This window comes from Pseudomonas helmanticensis, assembly GCF_900182985.1.
Taxonomy (GTDB): Bacteria; Pseudomonadota; Gammaproteobacteria; order Pseudomonadales; family Pseudomonadaceae; genus Aquipseudomonas; species Aquipseudomonas helmanticensis.
Genome location: NZ_FXUY01000001.1, coordinates 1,721,928 through 1,740,828 on the forward strand (window position 1 = coordinate 1,721,928; position 18,901 = coordinate 1,740,828).

At 60.5% G+C, this 18,901-nt stretch carries 21 protein-coding genes; 16 read left to right on the forward strand and 5 right to left on the reverse strand.

Going from position 1 to position 18,901, the window contains the following annotated elements:
• Nucleotides 1-173: 173 nt before the first annotated feature.
• Complete coding sequence (locus QOL84_RS07675) at nt 174-698, forward strand: cupin (RefSeq protein ID WP_283436793.1); 525 nt, start codon at nt 174-176, stop codon at nt 696-698.
• On the opposite strand, the gene QOL84_RS07680 is transcribed toward QOL84_RS07675, so the two are convergent.
• Nucleotides 695-970, reverse strand: a complete 276-nt coding sequence (locus QOL84_RS07680; protein ID WP_129392785.1) for a DUF2798 domain-containing protein — start codon at nt 968-970, stop codon at nt 695-697. The two genes, QOL84_RS07675 and QOL84_RS07680, sit on opposite strands and share 4 nt — an antisense overlap.
• Nucleotides 971-1,095: 125 nt before the next feature.
• Between QOL84_RS07680 and QOL84_RS07685 the strand changes: the two genes are divergently transcribed.
• The 5 genes from QOL84_RS07685 to QOL84_RS07705 all read left to right on the forward strand — a co-directional run bounded on the left by QOL84_RS07685 (nt 1,096) and on the right by QOL84_RS07705 (nt 7,379).
• Nucleotides 1,096-2,043 carry a LysR family transcriptional regulator gene (locus tag QOL84_RS07685; protein ID WP_283436794.1) on the forward strand — a complete coding sequence of 316 codons (948 nt, stop codon included), beginning with the start codon at nt 1,096-1,098 and terminating at the stop codon, nt 2,041-2,043.
• A gap of 178 nt (nt 2,044-2,221) precedes the next feature.
• Entirely contained in the window at nt 2,222-2,677 is a 456-nt protein-coding gene (locus tag QOL84_RS07690) for a hypothetical protein (protein WP_283436795.1), read from the forward strand.
• A 72-nt stretch (nt 2,678-2,749) separates the two neighbouring features.
• On the forward strand, nt 2,750-3,589 hold the full coding sequence (gene yghU, locus QOL84_RS07695) for a glutathione-dependent disulfide-bond oxidoreductase (protein ID WP_283436796.1): 840 nt from the start codon (nt 2,750-2,752) through the stop codon (nt 3,587-3,589).
• Between the two features lie 283 nt (nt 3,590-3,872).
• Nucleotides 3,873-6,050: a TonB-dependent siderophore receptor gene (locus QOL84_RS07700; protein WP_283436797.1), complete on the forward strand. Its 2,178-nt coding sequence runs from the start codon at nt 3,873-3,875 to the stop codon at nt 6,048-6,050.
• Between the two features lie 135 nt (nt 6,051-6,185).
• Nucleotides 6,186-7,379: a GAF domain-containing sensor histidine kinase gene (locus QOL84_RS07705; protein ID WP_283436798.1), complete on the forward strand. Its 1,194-nt coding sequence runs from the start codon at nt 6,186-6,188 to the stop codon at nt 7,377-7,379.
• Between the two features lie 15 nt (nt 7,380-7,394).
• On the opposite strand, the gene QOL84_RS07710 is transcribed toward QOL84_RS07705, so the two are convergent.
• From QOL84_RS07710 to QOL84_RS07720, 3 genes are all read right to left on the reverse strand, one after another.
• Complete coding sequence (locus tag QOL84_RS07710; protein ID WP_283436799.1) at nt 7,395-8,036, reverse strand: LysE family translocator; 642 nt, start codon at nt 8,034-8,036, stop codon at nt 7,395-7,397.
• A 397-nt stretch (nt 8,037-8,433) separates the two neighbouring features.
• Nucleotides 8,434-8,775, reverse strand: coding sequence for a YajG family lipoprotein (locus QOL84_RS07715; protein WP_283436800.1), 342 nt, complete (start codon nt 8,773-8,775; stop codon nt 8,434-8,436).
• Nucleotides 8,776-8,861: 86 nt separating this feature from the next.
• A complete protein-coding gene (locus tag QOL84_RS07720) occupies nt 8,862-9,506 on the reverse strand; it encodes an ATPase (protein ID WP_283436801.1) in 645 nt (214 codons plus the stop codon).
• A 169-nt stretch (nt 9,507-9,675) separates the two neighbouring features.
• Between QOL84_RS07720 and QOL84_RS07725 the strand changes: the two genes are divergently transcribed.
• The 10 genes from QOL84_RS07725 (at nt 9,676) to argE (ending at nt 17,561) form a co-directional block, all read left to right on the forward strand.
• Nucleotides 9,676-9,924 (forward strand): hypothetical protein, encoded by a 249-nt coding sequence (locus tag QOL84_RS07725; protein WP_129392747.1) that lies wholly within the window; start codon nt 9,676-9,678, stop codon nt 9,922-9,924.
• A 56-nt stretch (nt 9,925-9,980) separates the two neighbouring features.
• Nucleotides 9,981-11,009: an NADPH-dependent aldehyde reductase Ahr gene (gene ahr, locus QOL84_RS07730; protein WP_129392744.1), complete on the forward strand. Its 1,029-nt coding sequence runs from the start codon at nt 9,981-9,983 to the stop codon at nt 11,007-11,009.
• Between the two features lie 106 nt (nt 11,010-11,115).
• On the forward strand, nt 11,116-12,273 hold the full coding sequence (locus QOL84_RS07735) for a GGDEF domain-containing protein (RefSeq protein WP_283436802.1): 1,158 nt from the start codon (nt 11,116-11,118) through the stop codon (nt 12,271-12,273).
• Between the two features lie 8 nt (nt 12,274-12,281).
• On the forward strand, nt 12,282-12,779 hold the full coding sequence (locus QOL84_RS07740) for a PaaI family thioesterase (RefSeq protein WP_283436803.1): 498 nt from the start codon (nt 12,282-12,284) through the stop codon (nt 12,777-12,779).
• 77 nt (nt 12,780-12,856) lie between these two features.
• Complete coding sequence (locus QOL84_RS07745) at nt 12,857-13,075, forward strand: hypothetical protein (RefSeq protein WP_129392735.1); 219 nt, start codon at nt 12,857-12,859, stop codon at nt 13,073-13,075.
• Nucleotides 13,076-13,214: 139 nt separating this feature from the next.
• On the forward strand, nt 13,215-13,481 hold the full coding sequence (locus QOL84_RS07750) for a FecR/PupR family sigma factor regulator (protein WP_283436804.1): 267 nt from the start codon (nt 13,215-13,217) through the stop codon (nt 13,479-13,481).
• A 273-nt stretch (nt 13,482-13,754) separates the two neighbouring features.
• Entirely contained in the window at nt 13,755-15,074 is a 1,320-nt protein-coding gene (locus QOL84_RS07755) for a flavin-containing monooxygenase (RefSeq protein WP_283436805.1), read from the forward strand.
• A gap of 57 nt (nt 15,075-15,131) precedes the next feature.
• Nucleotides 15,132-15,548: a RidA family protein gene (locus QOL84_RS07760; RefSeq protein WP_129392726.1), complete on the forward strand. Its 417-nt coding sequence runs from the start codon at nt 15,132-15,134 to the stop codon at nt 15,546-15,548.
• Between the two features lie 190 nt (nt 15,549-15,738).
• Nucleotides 15,739-16,416 carry a DUF1028 domain-containing protein gene (locus QOL84_RS07765; RefSeq protein WP_283436806.1) on the forward strand — a complete coding sequence of 226 codons (678 nt, stop codon included), beginning with the start codon at nt 15,739-15,741 and terminating at the stop codon, nt 16,414-16,416.
• Nucleotides 16,413-17,561 carry an acetylornithine deacetylase gene (gene argE / locus QOL84_RS07770; RefSeq protein ID WP_283436807.1) on the forward strand — a complete coding sequence of 383 codons (1,149 nt, stop codon included), beginning with the start codon at nt 16,413-16,415 and terminating at the stop codon, nt 17,559-17,561. The genes QOL84_RS07765 and argE overlap by 4 nt, the downstream gene beginning before the upstream one ends.
• 18 nt (nt 17,562-17,579) lie before the next feature.
• On the opposite strand, the gene QOL84_RS07775 is transcribed toward argE, so the two are convergent.
• On the reverse strand, nt 17,580-18,491 hold the full coding sequence (locus tag QOL84_RS07775) for a LysR family transcriptional regulator (protein WP_283436808.1): 912 nt from the start codon (nt 18,489-18,491) through the stop codon (nt 17,580-17,582).
• Nucleotides 18,492-18,901 lie beyond the last annotated feature (410 nt).

The following is an 18,901-nucleotide window of genomic DNA, read 5'->3' on the forward strand; positions in this document are numbered from 1 at the left end:
GATATCCGTCGGGAGGTGTAAGGGTCTGGACAGTCGGGGCGACGACGAAGTTTCGATTGATTTGCGTTGATTCAGGTCGTGACAGACGCGGGCGGTGGCGCCTTTTATCGGCTGCCTGACGAATTATTCTGAGGCTCGTTGTCGATTGCTCAACGACTGATGGAGGAATGGTGATGTCCGATTCAACGGCGGCTCGCGTACATACCTTGCTGTTCGAGCGCAACGATTGGGTACCGAACAACCCGCGCTTGCCGGTGCTGGTTTATCCGCAAGCGATTGCCATTGAGGGTAGCGATCCGGCTGCGTTGTTCGAACAGATCTTCAGCGCCAATGGCTGGCCGCCGCAATGGCGCTATGGGGTGTATGACTTTCATCACTATCACACCGAGGGTCATGAAGTGCTGGGAGTTGCCGCTGGCCATGCACGGTTGATGCTTGGCGGGCCTGACGGACATGTGCTGCAAGTGAGTGCCGGCGATGCCCTGCTGCTGCCCGCCGGCACTGGTCATTGCAATCTGCAATCCAGCGCTGACTTTCTGGTGGTGGGTGCGTACCCGCCGGGGCAACACGCCGATATCTGCCGCGCGGCGCCGAGCCAGGAACAGCAGCAGAGTATCGATCATCTGGCGTTTCCCGAGCAGGATCCACTGCAAGGATCGCGAGGCGCGCTTTTGAAATATTGGCTCAAGCAGCCCTAGCGGTGCGGATGCACCGTCAACGCTACCAGTTTGCTCACGATGGGCCGCACGACGAGGATGCACAGGAACGCCACCGGCATCGCCAGTTTGTAGGCGTGCAACGCATTATTCAGGTAGTCGTTATCAATCCCGGAGTTGGCGGCGGTGATCACCAGCGACATCAGGAACGCCATGATCGTTGCCATGTACAACGCAAACACGTAGGGCGTGGCGCGCGGCGAAAGCTTGCGACGCCTCAGATAGACAGCTTCGGACTGGGTGCTTTGATTCATAGGGCGGTTCCATCCAATGACAGGGAGCAGGCACCTTAGCAAAGGCTTTTTCTTGCAACTAGACGGCCAATCGCAGGTACTTTATAAAGCACAACTTACGAATCAACCCTCTCAGCGGGCCATGGATGAATCTGTTAGCGGCGATTGCCAGTTTTATCAAAGTCGTCGAATCGGGCTCGATTGTCGCTGCCGCCAAGGCATTGGGGGTCAGCGCGGCAGCGGTGAGCCAGACTCTCAATCGACTCGAAGCACACCTCGGCGTGCGCTTGCTGCAACGCACCACGCGCAGCATGGCCCTGACCGAAAACGGCGCGGTGTATTACAACAGGGTCAAGCGCATTGCAGCGGATCTGGAATCGGCACAAAACCTGATCAGCAGTCATGAAACCGAACTGCAGGGTCGTCTGAGCATCGCCTCGACCTCAGCGTTCGGCCGGCATGTGCTGGCGCCGTTGATCGCTGGTTTCGCTGCGCTGCATCCGCGCCTGATTGTTGAACTGTCGACCACCAACGGCAAGATCAGCCACATCCAGGACGGCATCGACCTGAGCCTGCGGATCAAGCCGCAACTGGAGGACGGCATCGTCGCGCGCAAGATCGTTTCGCTGCCGTTCATCATGTGCGCCTCGCCTGCCTATCTGCAGCGCGCCGGTTGGCCGCAATCACCGGACGATCTTCGACACCACGCGTGCCTGGCGTTTCGTTACCCGCTGGATGGGCGTTTTCTGCGCTGGAGCTTTAGCCGCGACGGGCAACGTTACGATGCCGACATCAATGCAACGGCGATCAGCGATGACATCGACGCGCTGGCGCAAATGGCAGCCAACGGTGCAGGCATCACACGGCTGGCAGAGTTCGTGGCGGCGCCCTTTATCGAGAGTGGCCGACTGGTGCCGCTGTTTGACCATCAGCACAGCGAGGTGGTTGAGCCGATGGAGATTTACGTCTGCGTACAGGAACGCGCGGCGATGACGCCAAAGGTCAGGGCCTTTGTCGATTATCTGACTGAGCATCTGCAGACGCGGTGGCCGATGAACGCTGAATTGGCCAAGGCCAGCGCAGATTGTCGGTGACCCCAGCGGCCCTATCGCGAGCAGGCTCGCTCCCACAATGTCCGACGGCGCCTGCCGATTCTTTGGCAACCCAAAAACCTGTGGGAGATGGCTTGCCAGCGAAGGGGCCAGAGCGCGAGCCTTCAGGGCAATCTGCTTAACTGAACCGTTGCACACTCTTCAGCACAGGAGCTCGGCAATGAAACCCGCAAAATCACTCAGCGTATTGATGCTTGCAGCAAGCCTGTCCGGCTGCGCCACATCATCCAGCCCCGGCGCGAACGTGACGCTCACCGCCACCCGCCAGAACAGCGGGCAGATCGGCAACGTCACCCTCGCTGACTGGGGCGGCAAGCAAACCGGCTTCAGTTTCTTCATCAGCGGCGCACCGAATGGCGCCTCGCTGCCCCTGCGCCTGTATGCCTTCGTCAATCAAGGCAGTTGCGCGCAACCGGGGCCGGTGGCCTATGCGATGAACGACAAAGTCAGCACTGAACGCCAGCCCGTGCGCGGTTGGGCATTTTCCAGAAGTGCGCCGGTGGCATTATCGACATTGCTTGCCGGCGAATATTCGGTGGTCGTGCGCACCGCCGCTACCGATGGCAGCGTCGATATTTTTTGTGGTGATATCAGCCAGGCAAGCACTGCGAAGTAAGCCTGGCAAGGGCGGCGAATTTTCCTTAGGGTGTCTGTCTCTTCTCAGCCAGCCAACGATGAGGTCAGTTACATGAGCAAAGCGCCCTACGTTCCGCCCCAGGTCTGGAAAAACGACGCACCGTCCGGCGGCCAGTTCGCCAGTATCAACCGCCCGACTGCCGGGCCAACCCATGAAAAGACCCTGCCGGTCGGCAAGCACCCGTTGCAGCTCTATTCACTGGCCACGCCGAATGGGGTGAAGGTCACCATTGTGCTCGAAGAGTTGCTCGCGCTCGGTCACCGCGATGCCGAATACGATGCCTGGCTGATCCGCATCAACGAGGGCGATCAGTTCTCCAGCGGTTTTGTCGAGATCAATCCGAACTCGAAGATTCCGGCGTTGCTGGATCGCAGCGTCGAGCCGCCGGTCCGCGTCTTCGAGTCCGGTTCGATCCTGCTGTATCTGGCGGAAAAATTCGGCGCCTTGCTGCCCAAGGACTTGGCCGGACGCACCGAAACCCTCAACTGGCTGTTCTGGCAAATGGGCGCGGCACCTTATCTGGGTGGCGGTTTCGGGCATTTCTATGCCTATGCGCCGGAGAAGCTCGAGTATCCGATCAACCGCTTCACCATGGAAACCAAGCGTCAGCTTGATGTGCTGAATCGGCGTCTCGGCGAAAGTGCTTATCTGGCCGGCGACAGCTACACCATCGCCGATATCGCGGTGTGGTCGTGGTATGGCCAACTGGTGCGCAACACGGTTTATTCGGCGGCAGAATTTCTCTCCGCGCAGGACTACACCCATGTCCAGCGCTGGGCCGAAGACATCGCGCAGCGGCCTGCGGTCGTTCGCGGCATGCGCGTCAACCGCACGTGGGGCGATGAAGAGAGCCAGGTTGCCGAGCGCCATCAGGCTGCAGATCTGGACTGAGTCATCCCTTCAGCGGCGGTGTCGATGATGGCTCATATCATCGACACCGCTGCACACTGTTTGCCCCCACGCTCGGCCCTCTACACCCCGTAATTTCTCTGGCTTCACTCGCTCAAATCGTCCTGATTCGAGACTGTGAGCCACCCCGGCAAATGTGAAAAATTTGTTAACTATCTGACTCGCATGACTTTCTTCGTGCGAATCAATCTGACATGCTAATGCGAATACTTCTTACATGCGCATGCATCAGATTCGTTTTGGTATTTCCCGGGGAAGCAGATTGATGTCGTTTCAGACCATTCACCGCCGTTCGAACCTCTCGCCCAACTTGCTGGCAATCGCCATCTGCATGGCGGGCATCACCAGCGTTTCAGCTGAGGAAAAACCCCAGGCAGCGCCTGAAAAAGCCAATGCACCGACCACCCTCGAGCTGGGCGCTACCGAAATCGGCGCCACGCAAATGAGCAGCACCACCGAAGGCACGGACTCCTACACCACTGGCCCGATGCAGACCGCGACCAAGCTGTCGCTGACCATGCGCGAAACGCCACAAGCGGTGACCGTGATCACCCGGCAGCGCATGGACGACCAGAACATGACCAGCATCAATGATGTGGTGAAGGCCACGCCGGGGTTGTTCCTCAATCAGTCCAGCGGCCCCGGCCGACAGACTTACAGCGCTCGCGGCTTCGACATCGATACCATCATGTACGACGGCCTGCCGAGTTCTTATTCGCCGTTCTCGATGGCGGTGCAGCCGAACCTGGCGATGTTCGACCGGGTCGAAATCGTTCGCGGTGCGACCGGCCTCGTCACCGGTGCCGGCAACCCTTCGGCGGCCATCAACCTGGTGCGCAAACGCCCGACGACCGATCAACAAGTGACCCTCACCGGCGCCGCCGGCAGTTGGGATGATTACCGTGGCGAGATCGACGCCTCCAGCCCGCTGAATGACAGCGGCACCTTGCGTGGCCGGGTGGTGAGTTCCTATCAGGGCGCCGACAGCTTCCGCGACAAAGAGCAGAACGATCACGGTCTGTTCTATGCCATCGGTGAAGCCGACCTCAGCGAAAGCACCACGGCGACCCTGGGCTTCTCCCGTCAGAACGAGCAAACCAACTATTTCTGGGGCGGCTTGCCGATCGGCACCGACGGTCATCACCTCGACCTGCCCCGCTCCACCTATCCGGGCACCGATTGGGAAAACAAGAAGCTGCAGATTGACACCGTCTTCGGTGAAGTCGATCACCGCTTCGACAACGACTGGAAACTGCACCTCGCCGGCTCGTCCTCGACACTCAACGGCGAGTTCTCCGGCACTTATCTGTCGCGCTACAAAGGCCCGCTGGAAACCACCGCCTACCAGTCGCACAACACCGACAAGCAAACCGCGCTCGACGCCTTTGCCAGCGGCCCGTTCGAAGCCTTCGGCCGCACCCACGAACTGGTCCTCGGCGCCAGCAACCGCGTCTACGATGCCACCTCCAAGGAATACGACCCCTACACCACGGCATGGCCGATCGGTGCACCAAAACCGGACTTCGTGCGTGACAGCAAAACCCGCACGGTGACCACGCAGGATGCGGTGTACCTGACCACTCGCCTGAGCCTGGCCGACCCGCTGACACTGATCCTCGGCGGCCGTCTCGACTGGTACGACTACGATGACCGCACCGGTGACGGCGACTACAAAGTCACCCGCAACCTGACGCGCTACTCGGGCCTGATCTACAAGCTCGACGATCACCACTCGCTGTACGCCAGCTACACCGACATTTTCACCCCGCAAACCCAGCAGGACATCTCCGGCAAACAGCTCGACCCGATCGTCGGCGAAAACTACGAGGTCGGCATCAAGGGCGAGTACTTCAACGGCGCCCTCAACGCCAGCCTGGCGGTGTTCCAGATCGACCAGACCAACCGCGCAACCCTCGCCGAAAGTCAGCTCGGCTGCCCGGTGATGACCTGCTACCAGGGTTCCGGCAAAGTCCGCAGCCAAGGCCTGGATGTCGAACTGCAAGGCGCCCTGACCGAGAACTGGCAAGTCGGCGCCGGTTACACCTACACCCGCGCGCACTACATCAAGGACGAAAACCCGGACAACAATAATCAGCGCTTCGACACCGATACGCCTGAGCATTTGTTCAAGGTTTCGACCCTGTACCGCCTGCAAGGCCCGCTGGAGAAATTCCGCATCGGCGGCAACGTCTACTGGCAGAGCCGCATGTACAACGATGTACCGCTCAGCGTCGGCAGCTATCGCCTCGAACAGGGCAGCTACGCGGTCACCGACCTGATGGCCGGTTATGAGGTCAACAAACACCTGGATCTGCAGGTCAACGCCAACAACGTCTTTGACCGCGTCTACTACTCCGCCATCGGCTACAACACCACCTGGGGATCCACCGACAACTACGGCAACCCGCGCAGTTACATGCTGACGGCCAAGTACAAATTCTAAAACACTCGTAAAACGTTCAACCGCGAAGGGCGCCTGGAACAACCACGCGCCCTTCGTCTTTTTCCGACAAGCCCATTAGTCATCACCGGCGATAACGGATAGTCTCTGAGCAAATTCATTGCGAAGCGCCGCCTAATGACCAATCCGGAGTTCATCCCAGACATCGAAGCCATCAGCAGCATTGACGCGGTGCCGGTGATTCTGAGTATGGTCAAACACCTCACCGGCATGCGCTTCGCGGCGGTGGCGCGGGTGACTGAGCGAAACTGGGTGGCCTGCGCCGTCGACGACTCGATCGACTTCGGGCTCAAGCCCGGCGGCGAACTGGTGCTTGAATCGACCATCTGTCACGAAATCCGCCAACACCAGCAACCGGTGATTTTCGGCCACGCCAGCGCGCACCCGATCTTTTCCCGGCATCACACGCCACAGACCTACGGCCTGGAAAGCTACATTTCCATCCCGATCGTCAAAGCCAATGGTGATTTTTTCGGCACGCTCTGCGCCATCGACTCGGTGCCGGCGAATCTCGACGAACCGGCGATCGCCAAGACCCTCACGCTGTTCGCCCAACTGATCGCCATGAGCCTCGACACGCAAAGTCATCTGGAGGCCGCCAAGGTCGAGCTGGCCAGTGCCAACGAACTCGGGCGGCTGCGCGAGCAATTCATCGCGGTGCTCGGCCATGACCTGCGCACACCGCTGAGCGCGATCCGCATGAGCGCCGATCTGCTGCAAACCAAAACCGAAGACAAGCGCTCGCTCAATCTGTTGTCGGCCATCCGCAACAGCTCGATGCGCATGGGCGTGCTGATCGAGAACATTCTCGACTTTGCCCGTGGCCGTCTGGGTGGCGGGATTCCGGTCCAGCGCAAACTGGTGGATGACTTGCAACGGACATTGCTGCTGACCCTGGAAGAGGTCCAGGCTTCGCACCCGCGCGCGACCTTCATTCATGAATTGAACGTACCGACGGGGGTCTATTGCGATGCCCTGCGCATCAGCCAGTTGCTGTCCAACCTGCTCGGCAACGCGGTGACCCACGGCTCGGCCAGCGCGCCGATCATCCTCAAGGCGTGTGCCGAGGGCGATGAAATCGTCATCTCGCTGAGCAATCAGGGCACGCCGATTCCGGCGCCATTGATGCCGCTGCTGTTCGAACCGTTTTCCCGGTCCGAAGCCGGTCAGCGCGGTGAAGGCCTGGGGCTGGGCCTGTACATCGCTGCGCAGATCACCGCTGCACACAACGGCACGTTGCAGGTGACATCCGATGCCGAGTCGGGAACCTGCTTTGTCGCGAGATTCCCGGCGCAGTTCAAATGGGTTTGAGCCGAAGTCCGGCGATCAAGCGGTCTGCCGGCGCATGGTCAGGATCGCGGCACCGAAACCAATGAACGTCGTGCCCACGACGCGGCTGACCCAACGCGACAGCGCCGGCCGCGTCAGCACCCCTTTGGCCCGCGAGGCCAGCGCCGCATAGACGCTCAGCGACGACACCGACAACGCCATGAAGATCGACGTCAGTATCAGGAATTGCGGCAGCAGCGCCGCGCCCTGATCGATGAACTGTGGGAACAGCGCGGTGAAAAACATCGTCGCCTTGGGATTGGTCACAGCGGTGAGAAAGGCTGACTTGTACAGTTTGCTGCGCGTCGGCCGCACCTTGTTCGCGTCCCCTTCCGTGCCTTCCGGCAGCATCGGGCCTTTTTTGCACAGCTGCTTGACGCCGAGATAGAACAGATACCCGGCACCGATGACCTTCACCGCGTTGAAGAGGACTTCCGAACTGGCCAGCAACGCGCCCAATCCGAGCATCGCCGCCGCCGACAGGCAGAACAGCCCACTGGCATTGCCCAACGAGGACCAAATGGTGCTGCGCTGCCCATGGGCCAGGCTGTTGTTGATCGCCATCAACGTCGCCGGGCCGGGACTGGCGATCGCAATCGCGGCGACCAGGGTGAAGGTCAGAATCGAGTGAGAATCCATTTTCAGTGCTCGCGATAAATGAGGTGAGGTGCGGCATGTTACAGCAGCCGGGCGATCTGTCGCAGAGCCGACTATACCTTCTGCGATAGCGCTTTTGCCCATTGACGGATGGACACCGGTGACTGTTTCGAACCAGCTGACTTTTCTATGCCGACAGTGGTTGAGTTCCTGAACGAACCCTGTGGGAGCGGGCTTGCTCGCGAAAGCGGTCTGTCAGGTCATACAGAGAGCGATTGATAAACTGCCTTCGCGAGCAAGCCCGCTCCCACAATGGGTGTGTGCAGTCTCAGCGAAAAAAAGCAAAAAAAACCCCGCGACCGAATGAAGGCGCGGGGCAAAAAATTGGTTGGTTGCGGCCAACCAAAGGAGCTCTGTTACATACGTGTACGGGGTGAAATCAGATGCAGTCCTGCGCGGCGCGCTCAAAACTCGAAGGCAGGTAGTTCGAGGCCAGCAAGTGGCGCTCGTAGAGGAACACCTTGCCGCCAGTGCCAGCCTTGTAGGCTTCCAGAATGTTGTCCGCGGAAATCTTGCTCGGCACCACGATGCGGTAGCTGCGCTGGGTCTGCGACACCGTCGGGTTCAACGCGCTGCCCTGCAGTTTCGGCACCACGCAATCGGCGTATTGCGCCGGGGTCTTGCTGGTCTGCAAGGTCAGGGTCGGGTTGTTCGGCGTGGAGGCACAACCGGCGAGCAACAGGGAAGCAACAGCCATGGCAGGCACAAATAAAGGACGCATCAGTAAAATCCTGAAAATAAAGGTTCGGTTCAACCGGCAACGGTTCAGCCTCACGGAGCCGCCGTCGCCATTTATGTTTTAAGTGTTCAGCTCGACGCCACCAAGGCCTTGAGCGACACATCGAATTGCTTCAATGCGTTAAGTTGCAGGTCTCGCTGTCTGTCGATCTGCGCGGCGACTTGCGGCGCTGCCTGGTTATGTACCCAGACCGAAGGCAGTTGTTTCTCGACAGCGCCTTCGGCCTTGCCGATGTATTGCAGGTCAGCGTCGTAGAAGCGTGCGGTAAACCGCGCTTCGACCAGGCTGTTGCGTTGCGTCAGCAGGCGATTGAAGGTGTCGAGCTTGACCACGATGTCCGGATGCGCCTGAATCAGCGCATCGAGATTGTCGTAGACGGTCACCGACAGAAACTGTTGCTGCAACGAACTCATCAGCCAGTCGATCGCCAGTTCCGGATCGGAGCTGGCAACGAACGCCTGGCGAATCCGCGTATCGAGCGCATCTTTTGCGCCGTTCAACGCCATGTCGTGGTAACGCTCAAGGTATTGCAGGTTTTCCAGGGTGTTCTCGCTGAGCAGTACACCCACGGTCTGCGAGTGCTGCAATGTGGCGCTGCTGCCGGCGATGGCTTGAAGATGACAGGACCGGGCGTCGCCTGCGTAGGCCGGTGCAGTAGCAACCGCGCCGCCCATCAACAGGGCAACCAGAGCCAGTCGGGTCAGAGTCTTCATCGCGCAAATTCCTTGAGCTGCGTGTTCGATGGAGCCGATTTTCCGCTCATTACCGACAAAGCAGAACTTGCGTTTCGTGATGGTCACTATTACTTCTAGCAATAGTTGCGCGCCGAGCAGACTGATACACACTCACTACAACTAGAAAAAGATCAATGAGGATCCCGCTTTGAGAACGTTTGACCTGATCCGTGACGCCGTTCTGCCCGATTTCCGCGAGCGAGTGGCCGAGTATCTCGTCCAGTATGAAAGCGTCCTGCTGGACAAGAACATCGCCGATCCGCAGCTGATCAAGGACACCGCCAACCAATTGCGCGGCTACCTGCGTGGCCTCAACACCACACGGGTATTGGGCATGGCGTACTGGGAAGAGCTGGATCGGCGAGTCGTCGACACCTGGCTCGCGCCGGCGCAATGACCGACTAGACTTGCCGGGCTGTCACTGTCCCCGCGAGTCGAACCGGAGGTGTCCCCATGAGCAACACCGAACCCGCAACTTTCAATGGCTGGGCGGCGACCGCTGCCGGCGCACCGCTGGAGCGTTACAGCTACGATCCCGGCACATTGGGCGAAGAAGACGTCGAAGTCGCCGTGGAATATTGCGGCGTCTGTCATTCCGATCAGTCGCTGATCGACAACGACTGGGGCATCAGCCGCTACCCCTTTGTGCCAGGGCATGAGGTGGTCGGCAAAATCGTCCGCATGGGCACTCAGGTGCGCGGCCTGAAAATGGGCCAGCGCGTGGGCATCGGTTGGTACAAGGGCAGCTGCATGCACTGCTCGTCCTGCATCAGCGGCTCGCAGCAACTGTGTGGCACCGCGCAACCGACGATCATCGGCAGCAACGGCGGCTTCGCTGACCGCTTGCGTTCGCACTGGGCGTGGGCGATTGCGGTACCCGACAACCTTGACCCGGCCATGGTCGGCCCACTGTTCTGCGCTGGCTCCACGGTGTTCAACCCGTTACTGCAATTTGGCGTCAAGCCCACCGACCGCGTCGGCGTGGTCGGCATCGGCGGCCTCGGCCATCTGGCGCTGCGTTTTCTCAACGCCTGGGGCTGTGAAGTCACGGCGTTCACCTCGTCGCTGAACAAGCAGGACGAAGCCAAGCGCCTCGGCGCGCACAATGTCGTCGCTTCGACCGACAGCAATGCCTTGAAAGCCATTGCCGGCACGCTGGACTTTCTGTTGATCAGCGCCAACGCCGACCTCGACTGGACAGCCATGCTCGCCACCCTGCGTGCCAACGGCCGACTGCACTTTGTCGGCATCGTGCCCAGCGCCATTCCGGTGCATGTGTTCGATCTGATCCCGCAGCAGAAATCCCTGTCCGCCTCGCCGGTAGGCTCGCCCGCCACCATGGCGACCATGCTGGAATTTTGCGCCCGGCATCAGATTCTGCCGCAGGTCGAGATGTTTCCCATGAGCCAGGTCAACGAGGCGGTCGAGCATTTGCGCAGCGGCAAGGCGCGCTACCGCGTGGTGCTCGACGCCAGCCAGTAACCGTTCGGCGCGACGGCCACAGCCGCTCGCGCCGCCCTCCTGCCAAATCAGCCGCAAACGCTTACAATCGCCGGTCTTGCTGCCCCACAGACAGGCCCCTGAAGAAATGCCGCTCGACCCTCCTACGATGCTGACCCTTTCGATCGCGCTCGCGGCCGCTGCCGCGCTGTACCTGGCGGTCGAGTGGCGCAGCATCCGTGAACCTTCGCTGCTGTTCTGGAGCGCCGGGTTTGCCACGATCACCGTAGGCTCCACCCTCGCCCTGCTGCGCAGCAACGGCTTTGTGCTGATCGGGATCTGGTTTGCCAACGGCCTGCTGGTCACCGCGCATTTTCTGTTCCTGCTCGGTGTCGCGCGTTTCACCCAGACGCGGCTGTCGCGCGCCTGGTACCTGATTTTCGTGCTCTGGCTGGCGTTGTTGCTGTTGCCGGACGGGCCGCAGTGGTCGAAAGTCATGCTGGTGGCCAACTCGCTGCTGGTCGCGGCGGCGACGCTCAAGGGCAGTTTCCTGCTGCGCCCGCACGGCAAATCGCTGAGCGTCGGCGCGGTGCAGTTGCGCTATGTGCTGCTGCTCCACGGCCTGTTCTATGTCGCCAAAGCGTTGACCGTGGTGATTCCCGGCACGCTGATCGACCTGGCCGCGTTCAAGGGCGAGATCATCCAGATTTCCCTGGTCGAGGGCGCGATGGCGATCATGCTGATTGCGCTGTCGATGACCGGCACCGAACGCTACCGCCGGGAACAGCAAATCGCCCGCCTCGCCGAGCGCGATCCGCTGACCGCCCTGTACAACCGCCGCGCCCTCGAAAAACGCGCACCACGCCTGCTCGCCGAGGTTTCGCCAGAGCGCCGTGGCGCCCTGCTGTTGATCGATATCGACAACTTCAAACTGGTCAACGACCTGTATGGCCATACCGCCGGCGACCGTTTGCTGATCGCTTTGAGCGAGATGATCCGCTCGCAGCTGCCACGCAACGCCTTGGCCGCGCGCCTGGGTGGCGACGAGTTCGTCATGCTGCTGAGCAACGTCTCCACCGAACGCATCGTCGAACTGGGCAACGCCCTGCGCGAGCAGTTCCTCGCTAGCGCCTCAGAGACTTTCCCCACGCCCGCCGCCGTGACACTGAGCATCGGCGCCAGCCTGTTCGACACTCCACCGGCCAGCCTCACCGCGCTGATCGAACAAGGCGACGCCGCGCTCTACGAGTCCAAACGCGGCGGGCGCAACCGCATACGCCTGACCGGGCTTACCACTCCAGGATGACCCCTCGCATGTCCAGCCTCGAAACCTCCCTGCAAGACATCGCCGCGCCTGAAGGCGTCTGCTACGGCTGCGGCGGCAGCAACCCGCACGGTTTGCACATCAAGAGTCACTGGCACGCAGACGGCGTGCACGTCGTCGCCGAACACCTGCCCGACGCGCAATACTGCGGCTGGCCGCAACTGGTTTACGGCGGCCTGATTGCGATGCTGGTCGACTGCCATTCCAACTGGACCGCCATGGCCTATCACTACCGCAACGAACAGCGCGAAGCCGGCAGCCTGCCGCGCATCGACTGCGTCACCGGCAACCTCGGCATCAAGTTCATCAAACCAACGCCAATGGGCGTGACGCTGACGCTAAGGGCGAAAGTCGAAGGCGAAATCGGGCGCAAGAGCCGAGTGATCTGCGAGGTGTATGCCGGTGACGTGCTTACCGCGATTGGCGATTCGGTATTTGTCCGCGTCGATACCGGGCAACTGGCAGCAGTGGCCCACGGTCAGGGATGATCAGCGCTGATTGAAAATATCTCGAACTCCGGCACGACCATCGTATCCAACGTACAGGTCACTGGAGGTTGAGAAAAATGAACAGCACTGACGATACCCAACCCGTAACACCGGCCGTCGACTCTTCGGGCAAACCGGTCAATGTGGTGCAACGCGATCTGGCAGACACGGATGACGATACCAAAGCCGTCGACGAGGTGATCACCCCCACTTCGACCCGTACCAAGGAGCAGGACGCCGAGACGCTGCAGCGCAAGGTCGACGAGATCGAGCGCAAGGTAGCGGATGGTAATTAGCTCGCGGGCAGATCTCGATTCAGTCGCTACAGCGGCCATGCGCGCCCGCCGATGAAAAAACGTTCATCACGGGTGTTTTGACGTTTTTTTATCAAACCGCTTCGTAGAGTGGCTGAATCGACCCAACAGGTAGCGCTCTATGAATACGACCCGCACCGAGGTAGTGGACGACGCCGTCCTCGAACAGGCCGCTCATTGGTGCATGTGGCTACTCGACAATAGTTGCAGCGCCGACGAGCGCCTGGAATTTCAACAGTGGGTGCAAGCGGACCCGCGTCATGCCTTCGAGTACGCGAAAATGCTCGAGATCTGGGATCTCAGCGAGCATTTGCCGGCCGAGCCGGGCACGGCCAAGACCTTGCTGACGGGCCACCTGCCCGGGCAAGCCGGGGCGCGAAGGATCTAGCCCTTCGAGTATTCCAAAACAGGCGCGAGGTCATCGTCCGGTGGCCTCAGGCGAGCTGATTTTTTCTTCCTTGCGGTGACATCCCGTTCAGTGCCCCCGCCCCCTGCACGCCCGTATTCAAAGGCTTTCACCCATCTGCATCAGAATTTTATCTTCACATCCCAGCTTAATAATATTTTACCGATACCCCCCCTCTCCCTAGTCTGACCTCAAGCAAAACGGACAAGCCGAACAGCGCCCGAATCCAACTGCCTTGCTAGGAAGGATGTAGAGATGACCACTGAAATAATAACAACAGACACGCTGATCGTCGGTGCCGGCCAAGCGGGCGTGGCGATGAGCGAGCACCTGAGCAAACTCGGTGTGCCGCACATCGTCCTCGAGCGCAACCGTATCGCCGAACGCTGGCGCAGCGGGCGTTGGGACTCGCTGGTCGCCAACGGTCCGGCATGGCACGACCGCTTCCCGGGATTGGAATTCGATGACGTCGACCCCGACGGCTTCGCCCCGAAGGAACGCGTGGCCGATTACTTTGAAGCCTATGCGAAGAAATTCAACGCGCCGATTCGTACCGGCGTCGAAGTCAAAAGCGTGGTGCGCAATGTCGGTCGCCCAGGCTTCACCGTCGACACGTCCGAAGGCGTGATCGAAGCCAGCCGCGTTGTCGCCGCCACCGGTCCGTTCCAGAAACCGGTGATCCCGGCAATTGCCCCGCAAGACGCACGCTTGCTGCAAATCCACTCCGCCGACTATCGCAACCCGCAACAGCTGCCGCAAGGCGCGGTGCTGGTGGTCGGTGCCGGTTCTTCCGGGGTACAGATTGCCGATGAGCTGCAACGTTCCGGCAAGCAGGTTTACCTGTCGGTCGGCGCCCACGACCGACCGCCTCGCGCTTACCGCAACCGTGATTTCTGCTGGTGGCTGGGTGTGCTCGGCGAGTGGGATCAGGCCGCCATGAAACCCGGCCGCGAGCACGTGACCATTGCCGTCAGCGGCGCCCATGGCGGGCGCACCATCGATTTCCGTGGCCTCGCCCATCGTGGCATGACCCTGGTCGGGGTCACCGAATCGTTCAACAACGGCGTGGTGACCTTCAAGCAGGATCTGGCGGGCAACCTCAATCGCGGCGATGAAAACTATCTGGCGCTGCTGGATGCCGCCGATGCCTACATCGAACGCAATGGTCTCGATCTGCCGGAAGAACCGGAAGCTCGCGAAACGTTTGCAGAGCCTGAATGCGTAAAAAACCCGCTGGCCGATCTCGATCTGGCCAAGGCTGGCGTGACGTCGATCATCTGGGCCACCGGGTTTGCCGTGGACTATTCCTGGCTGCAAGTCTCGGCGTTCGATGACAACGGCAAGCCTGTGCATCAGCGCGGTGTGTCGAGCGAGCCGGGAGTGTATTTCCTCGGTCTGCCGTGGCAGTCGCGTCGCGGTTCGTCGTTCATCTGGGGCGTCTGGCACGACGCCAAGCACGTCGCCGACCACATCGCCACCCAGCGCAAGTACCTCGACTATCGCGATGCCGAGCAGCGTGAAGCCGAACTGCATCAAGCCACGCACAGCCACGTTGCTGACACCGTCGACGCTTGATCCGCTCTTTCGCCCCGGCGCCGATTGCGCCGGGCCAACCTTTGTCAGGAGCTTCACATGAGCCAGCCAACTCACACCCGCATCCGCATGTTCAACACCAAAGACACTTACCCGAACCAGTCGCTGGACAATGACCTGTGCCAGGCCGTCCGCGCCGGTAACACGGTGTATGTGCGTGGTCAGGTCGGTACTGATTTCGATGGCAATCTGGTAGGTCTCGGCGATCCGCGTGCGCAGGCCGAACAAGCGATGCGCAACGTCAAGCAACTGCTCGAAGAAGCCGGCAGCGATATGAGCCACATCGTCAAGACCACCACCTACCTGATCGACCCGCGTTATCGCGAAGCGGTGTACGGCGAAGTCGGCAAGTGGCTCAAGGGCGTGTTCCCGATCTCGACCGGGTTGGTGGTGTCGGCGCTGGGGCAGCCACAGTGGTTGATGGAGATTGATGTGATTGCGGTGATTCCTGAGTAAGACTTTAGACCGAGTCGCGGCCTTCGCGAGCAAGCCCGCTCCCACATTTGGAATGCATGCCCCCTGTAGGAGTGAGCCTGCTCGCGAAGAGGCCAGCAAGGAAACCTGCTACCCAACTTGAAATGCATTCCACTGTGGGAGCGAGCCTGCTCGCGAAGAGGCCAGCCCAGATACACAAGGAGTTCAATAGATGACCTTTTCAATCGCAGCCCGCTGCGCCGAAACCGGCCAGTTCGGTGTCGCCATCAGTTCCTCCAGCATCGCCGTCGGCGCCCGCTGCCCATGGCTGCTGCCGGGTGTCGGCGCGGTGTCGAGCCAGAACATCACCCTGCCGTCGCTCGGCCCGGAAGTGCTGGCATTGATGGAGCAAGGCCTGGCCCCGGACGATGCGCTGGACAAAGTCCTCACGCGCAACGGCTACAGCCAGTATCGCCAGATCACCGCGATCAACCATCTGGGCCAGACCGCACACTTCAGCGGTTCGCAAACCCTTGGCGTACACAACGCCGTCTCCGGCGATCAATGCGTAGCCGCCGGCAACATGCTCGCCGGGCGCTCGGTGATCGAAGCGATGGTCAGCGCCTTTGAAGACGGCGAAGGCCAATTGGCCGACCGTTTGCTCAAAGCCCTGCACGCGGCGCAAGCCCTCGGTGGCGAAGCCGGCCCGGTGCATTCGGCAGCGGTTGTGGTGGTCGGCGAACAGACTTGGCCGATCGTCAATCTGCGCGTCGACTGGGCGGATGAAAACCCGATCGGCCAACTGCAAAAACTCTGGGACGCCTATCAGCCACAACTGCAGGACTACATCGACCGCGCCCTCGACCCCGCCAAGGCGCCGGGTTACGGCGTTGCCGGTGATGATCGATGAACAGCGTCGAGTTGCTCAAGGCGCTGGTGGCGTTCGACACCACCAGCCGTGAATCCAACTTGCAGTTGATCGAGTTCGTCAGGGATTACCTCGCAGGTTTCGACGTGCCGTGCGCGCTGATCTACAACGATGAGCGCAGCAAAGCCAACCTGTTCGCCACGATCGGCCCAGTGGATCAACCGGGCATCGTCCTGTCCGGGCACACCGATGTGGTGCCGGTCGATGGTCAGCCGTGGACAATGCCACCGTTCGAACTGACTGAGCGCGACAGCAAACTGTTCGGCCGTGGCACGGCGGACATGAAGGGCTATATCGCCTGCGTGCTCGCGCTGGTGCCGGCGCTGGTGCAGACGTCGTTGCGCCTGCCGGTGCACATCGCATTGTCGTATGACGAAGAAGTCGGCTGCCTCGGCGTACGTTCGTTGCTCAAGGTTCTGGAGCAACGTCCGGTCAAACCGCTGCTGTGCATCATTGGCGAGCCGACTGAACTGAAACCGGTGCTCGGCCACAAAGGCAAACTGGCGATGCGCTGCGATGTGCATGGCCATCCGTGCCATTCGGCGTATGCCCCGCTTGGGGTGAATGCCATCGAGTACGCCGCCGAGCTGATCGGTGAACTCGGGCGCCTCGGTCAGCAGTTGAAAGCGCCAGAGCATCACGATGCGCGTTTTGATCCGCCTTACAGCACGGTGCAGACCGGCGTCATCAGCGGCGGTAAAGCGTTGAACATCGTGCCCGCCGATTGCCGTTTCGATTTCGAAATCCGCGCCCTGCCCTCGCAGGATCCGGCGCTGGTCGCCGAGGCGCTGAAAAGCTATGCCGAACGCGAAGTGCTGCCGCGTATGCGTGCGGTCAGTGAACACAGTGAAATCCGTTTCAGTGAGTTGTCAGCGTATCCGGGCCTGGTCACCGATGCGCAGAGTCAGGCAGCGCAGCTGATCGCCAGCTTCAGCGGTTGCGAGGAATTCGGCACCGTAGCGTTCGGCACCGAAGGCGGACTGTTTGATGCGGCAGGAATTCCCACCGTGGTCTGCGGCCCCGGCAGCATGGACCAAGGGCACAAACCCGATGAGTTCGTCAGCCTCGATCAGTTGCAGGCTTGCGATGACATGCTCCGGCGCCTGCTGGTGTTTATCCGCGCTTGAAACCCGGCTCGACTGCACTCACGCGTACAGTCGGGCCAGTTCCTCACGGCAATGATCGACAAACAACTGCACCGGTTTGGTCAGTTGCACACGCCGCAACCACGCCGCCGACAAGCCCGAACCGGTCACCGTTTCCGCCAGCGGCACACATACGACTTGCTGGCCGTCGTAGGTGTAGTCGCTGAACGGTTTGGTCACCAGAATCGAAAAGCCAAAACCATTGCCGACCATGCCGCGCACCATCTCGATCGACGGCGAGCTGAAGACGATGTTCGGCGTCAGTCCGCGTTCCTCGAAGATGCTCACGAAGTAAGTTCGGCTCGGCACCACGTCGAGCAGGATCATCGGTTCCAGCACCAGATCATGCAGCGAAACCCTGGCCTGTTGCGCGAAACGATGGTTGGCCGGGAGCAAGGCGTAAGGCTGCTGCGGCGGCATCAGCGGCGTGGTGTCGATGGTGCTGTCGAGGTCGTGTTCGAACATCATCGCGACGTCGATGCTGCCGGCAGTCAGGGCTTGCACCAGTTCCTGTTGTTCGCCATCGCGAATGCGGATTTCGACGCCGGGCCAGCGCGCCTTGAAACCGGCGATCAGGCGCGGCAGGTACAGCGGCGCGACGGTTTCGAAGCAGCCGATATCGATCTGCCCGGACACCACGTCGTTGTCGGCCAGAGCGTTCTGCTCAAACTCATGCGCGACGCGCAACAGCTCCAGCGCCTTGCGATAGAAGCGCGAGCCGCTCGGCGTCAGCGAGACGCCTTGGGCGTGGTGGCGGATGAACAACTGCACGCCGAAGCTTTCTTCCAGGTGCTTGATAGCGGTGGAGACCGATGGCTGCGCGATATAGAGCTTGCGCGAGGCTTCGGCGACGCTGCCGCAATCGGCGGTGGTGACGAAGTATTTGAGCTGGCGCAGGTTGTAGGCGGCCATGGGAATCTCCAGAAATCAAAGGATCGCAGCCTTCGGCAGCTCCTGCACAGAGCACCTCTGAGGGGAATATCTGTGGCAGAAGGATTTATCTGTGTCAGAGGGACTTATCTGTGCCACAGGGATTTATCTGTGTCAGAGGGATTTATCTGTGCCACAGGATTTATATGTGGCGAGGGGATTTATCCCCGTTGGGCTGCGCAGCGGCCCCTCTTCTGATTTTAAAAACAGGGGCCGCTTCGCAACCCAACGGGGATAAATCCCCTCGCCACAGATAAATCCCCTCGCCACAGAAAATCCCCTCCCCACAGGACCGTGCAAAGCCGGATAAGGGTGAAGCCTGAACATACCGGAGCTATGCCTCACCCGGAGCATATTTTTTTTAAGGTCTGTAGCAACAAACTTACTAATTT

Bases quoted from the DNA above. Each gene is read 5' to 3' on its own strand.
- QOL84_RS07675 (WP_283436793.1), top strand. From the start codon at position 174: ATGTCCGATTCAACGGCGGCTCGCGTACATACCTTGCTGTTCGAGCGC.
- QOL84_RS07680 (WP_129392785.1), bottom strand. From the start codon at position 970: ATGAATCAAAGCACCCAGTCCGAAGCTGTCTATCTGAGGCGTCGCAAG.
- QOL84_RS07685 (WP_283436794.1), top strand. From the start codon at position 1,096: ATGAATCTGTTAGCGGCGATTGCCAGTTTTATCAAAGTCGTCGAATCG.
- QOL84_RS07690 (WP_283436795.1), top strand. From the start codon at position 2,222: ATGAAACCCGCAAAATCACTCAGCGTATTGATGCTTGCAGCAAGCCTG.
- yghU (WP_283436796.1), top strand. From the start codon at position 2,750: ATGAGCAAAGCGCCCTACGTTCCGCCCCAGGTCTGGAAAAACGACGCA.
- QOL84_RS07700 (WP_283436797.1), top strand. From the start codon at position 3,873: ATGTCGTTTCAGACCATTCACCGCCGTTCGAACCTCTCGCCCAACTTG.
- QOL84_RS07705 (WP_283436798.1), top strand. From the start codon at position 6,186: ATGACCAATCCGGAGTTCATCCCAGACATCGAAGCCATCAGCAGCATT.
- QOL84_RS07710 (WP_283436799.1), bottom strand. From the start codon at position 8,036: ATGGATTCTCACTCGATTCTGACCTTCACCCTGGTCGCCGCGATTGCG.
- QOL84_RS07715 (WP_283436800.1), bottom strand. From the start codon at position 8,775: ATGCGTCCTTTATTTGTGCCTGCCATGGCTGTTGCTTCCCTGTTGCTC.
- QOL84_RS07720 (WP_283436801.1), bottom strand. From the start codon at position 9,506: ATGAAGACTCTGACCCGACTGGCTCTGGTTGCCCTGTTGATGGGCGGC.
- ahr (WP_129392744.1), top strand. From the start codon at position 9,981: ATGAGCAACACCGAACCCGCAACTTTCAATGGCTGGGCGGCGACCGCT.
- QOL84_RS07735 (WP_283436802.1), top strand. From the start codon at position 11,116: ATGCCGCTCGACCCTCCTACGATGCTGACCCTTTCGATCGCGCTCGCG.
- QOL84_RS07740 (WP_283436803.1), top strand. From the start codon at position 12,282: ATGTCCAGCCTCGAAACCTCCCTGCAAGACATCGCCGCGCCTGAAGGC.
- QOL84_RS07745 (WP_129392735.1), top strand. From the start codon at position 12,857: ATGAACAGCACTGACGATACCCAACCCGTAACACCGGCCGTCGACTCT.
- QOL84_RS07750 (WP_283436804.1), top strand. From the start codon at position 13,215: ATGAATACGACCCGCACCGAGGTAGTGGACGACGCCGTCCTCGAACAG.
- QOL84_RS07755 (WP_283436805.1), top strand. From the start codon at position 13,755: ATGACCACTGAAATAATAACAACAGACACGCTGATCGTCGGTGCCGGC.
- QOL84_RS07760 (WP_129392726.1), top strand. From the start codon at position 15,132: ATGAGCCAGCCAACTCACACCCGCATCCGCATGTTCAACACCAAAGAC.
- QOL84_RS07765 (WP_283436806.1), top strand. From the start codon at position 15,739: ATGACCTTTTCAATCGCAGCCCGCTGCGCCGAAACCGGCCAGTTCGGT.
- argE (WP_283436807.1), top strand. From the start codon at position 16,413: ATGAACAGCGTCGAGTTGCTCAAGGCGCTGGTGGCGTTCGACACCACC.
- QOL84_RS07775 (WP_283436808.1), bottom strand. From the start codon at position 18,491: ATGGCCGCCTACAACCTGCGCCAGCTCAAATACTTCGTCACCACCGCC.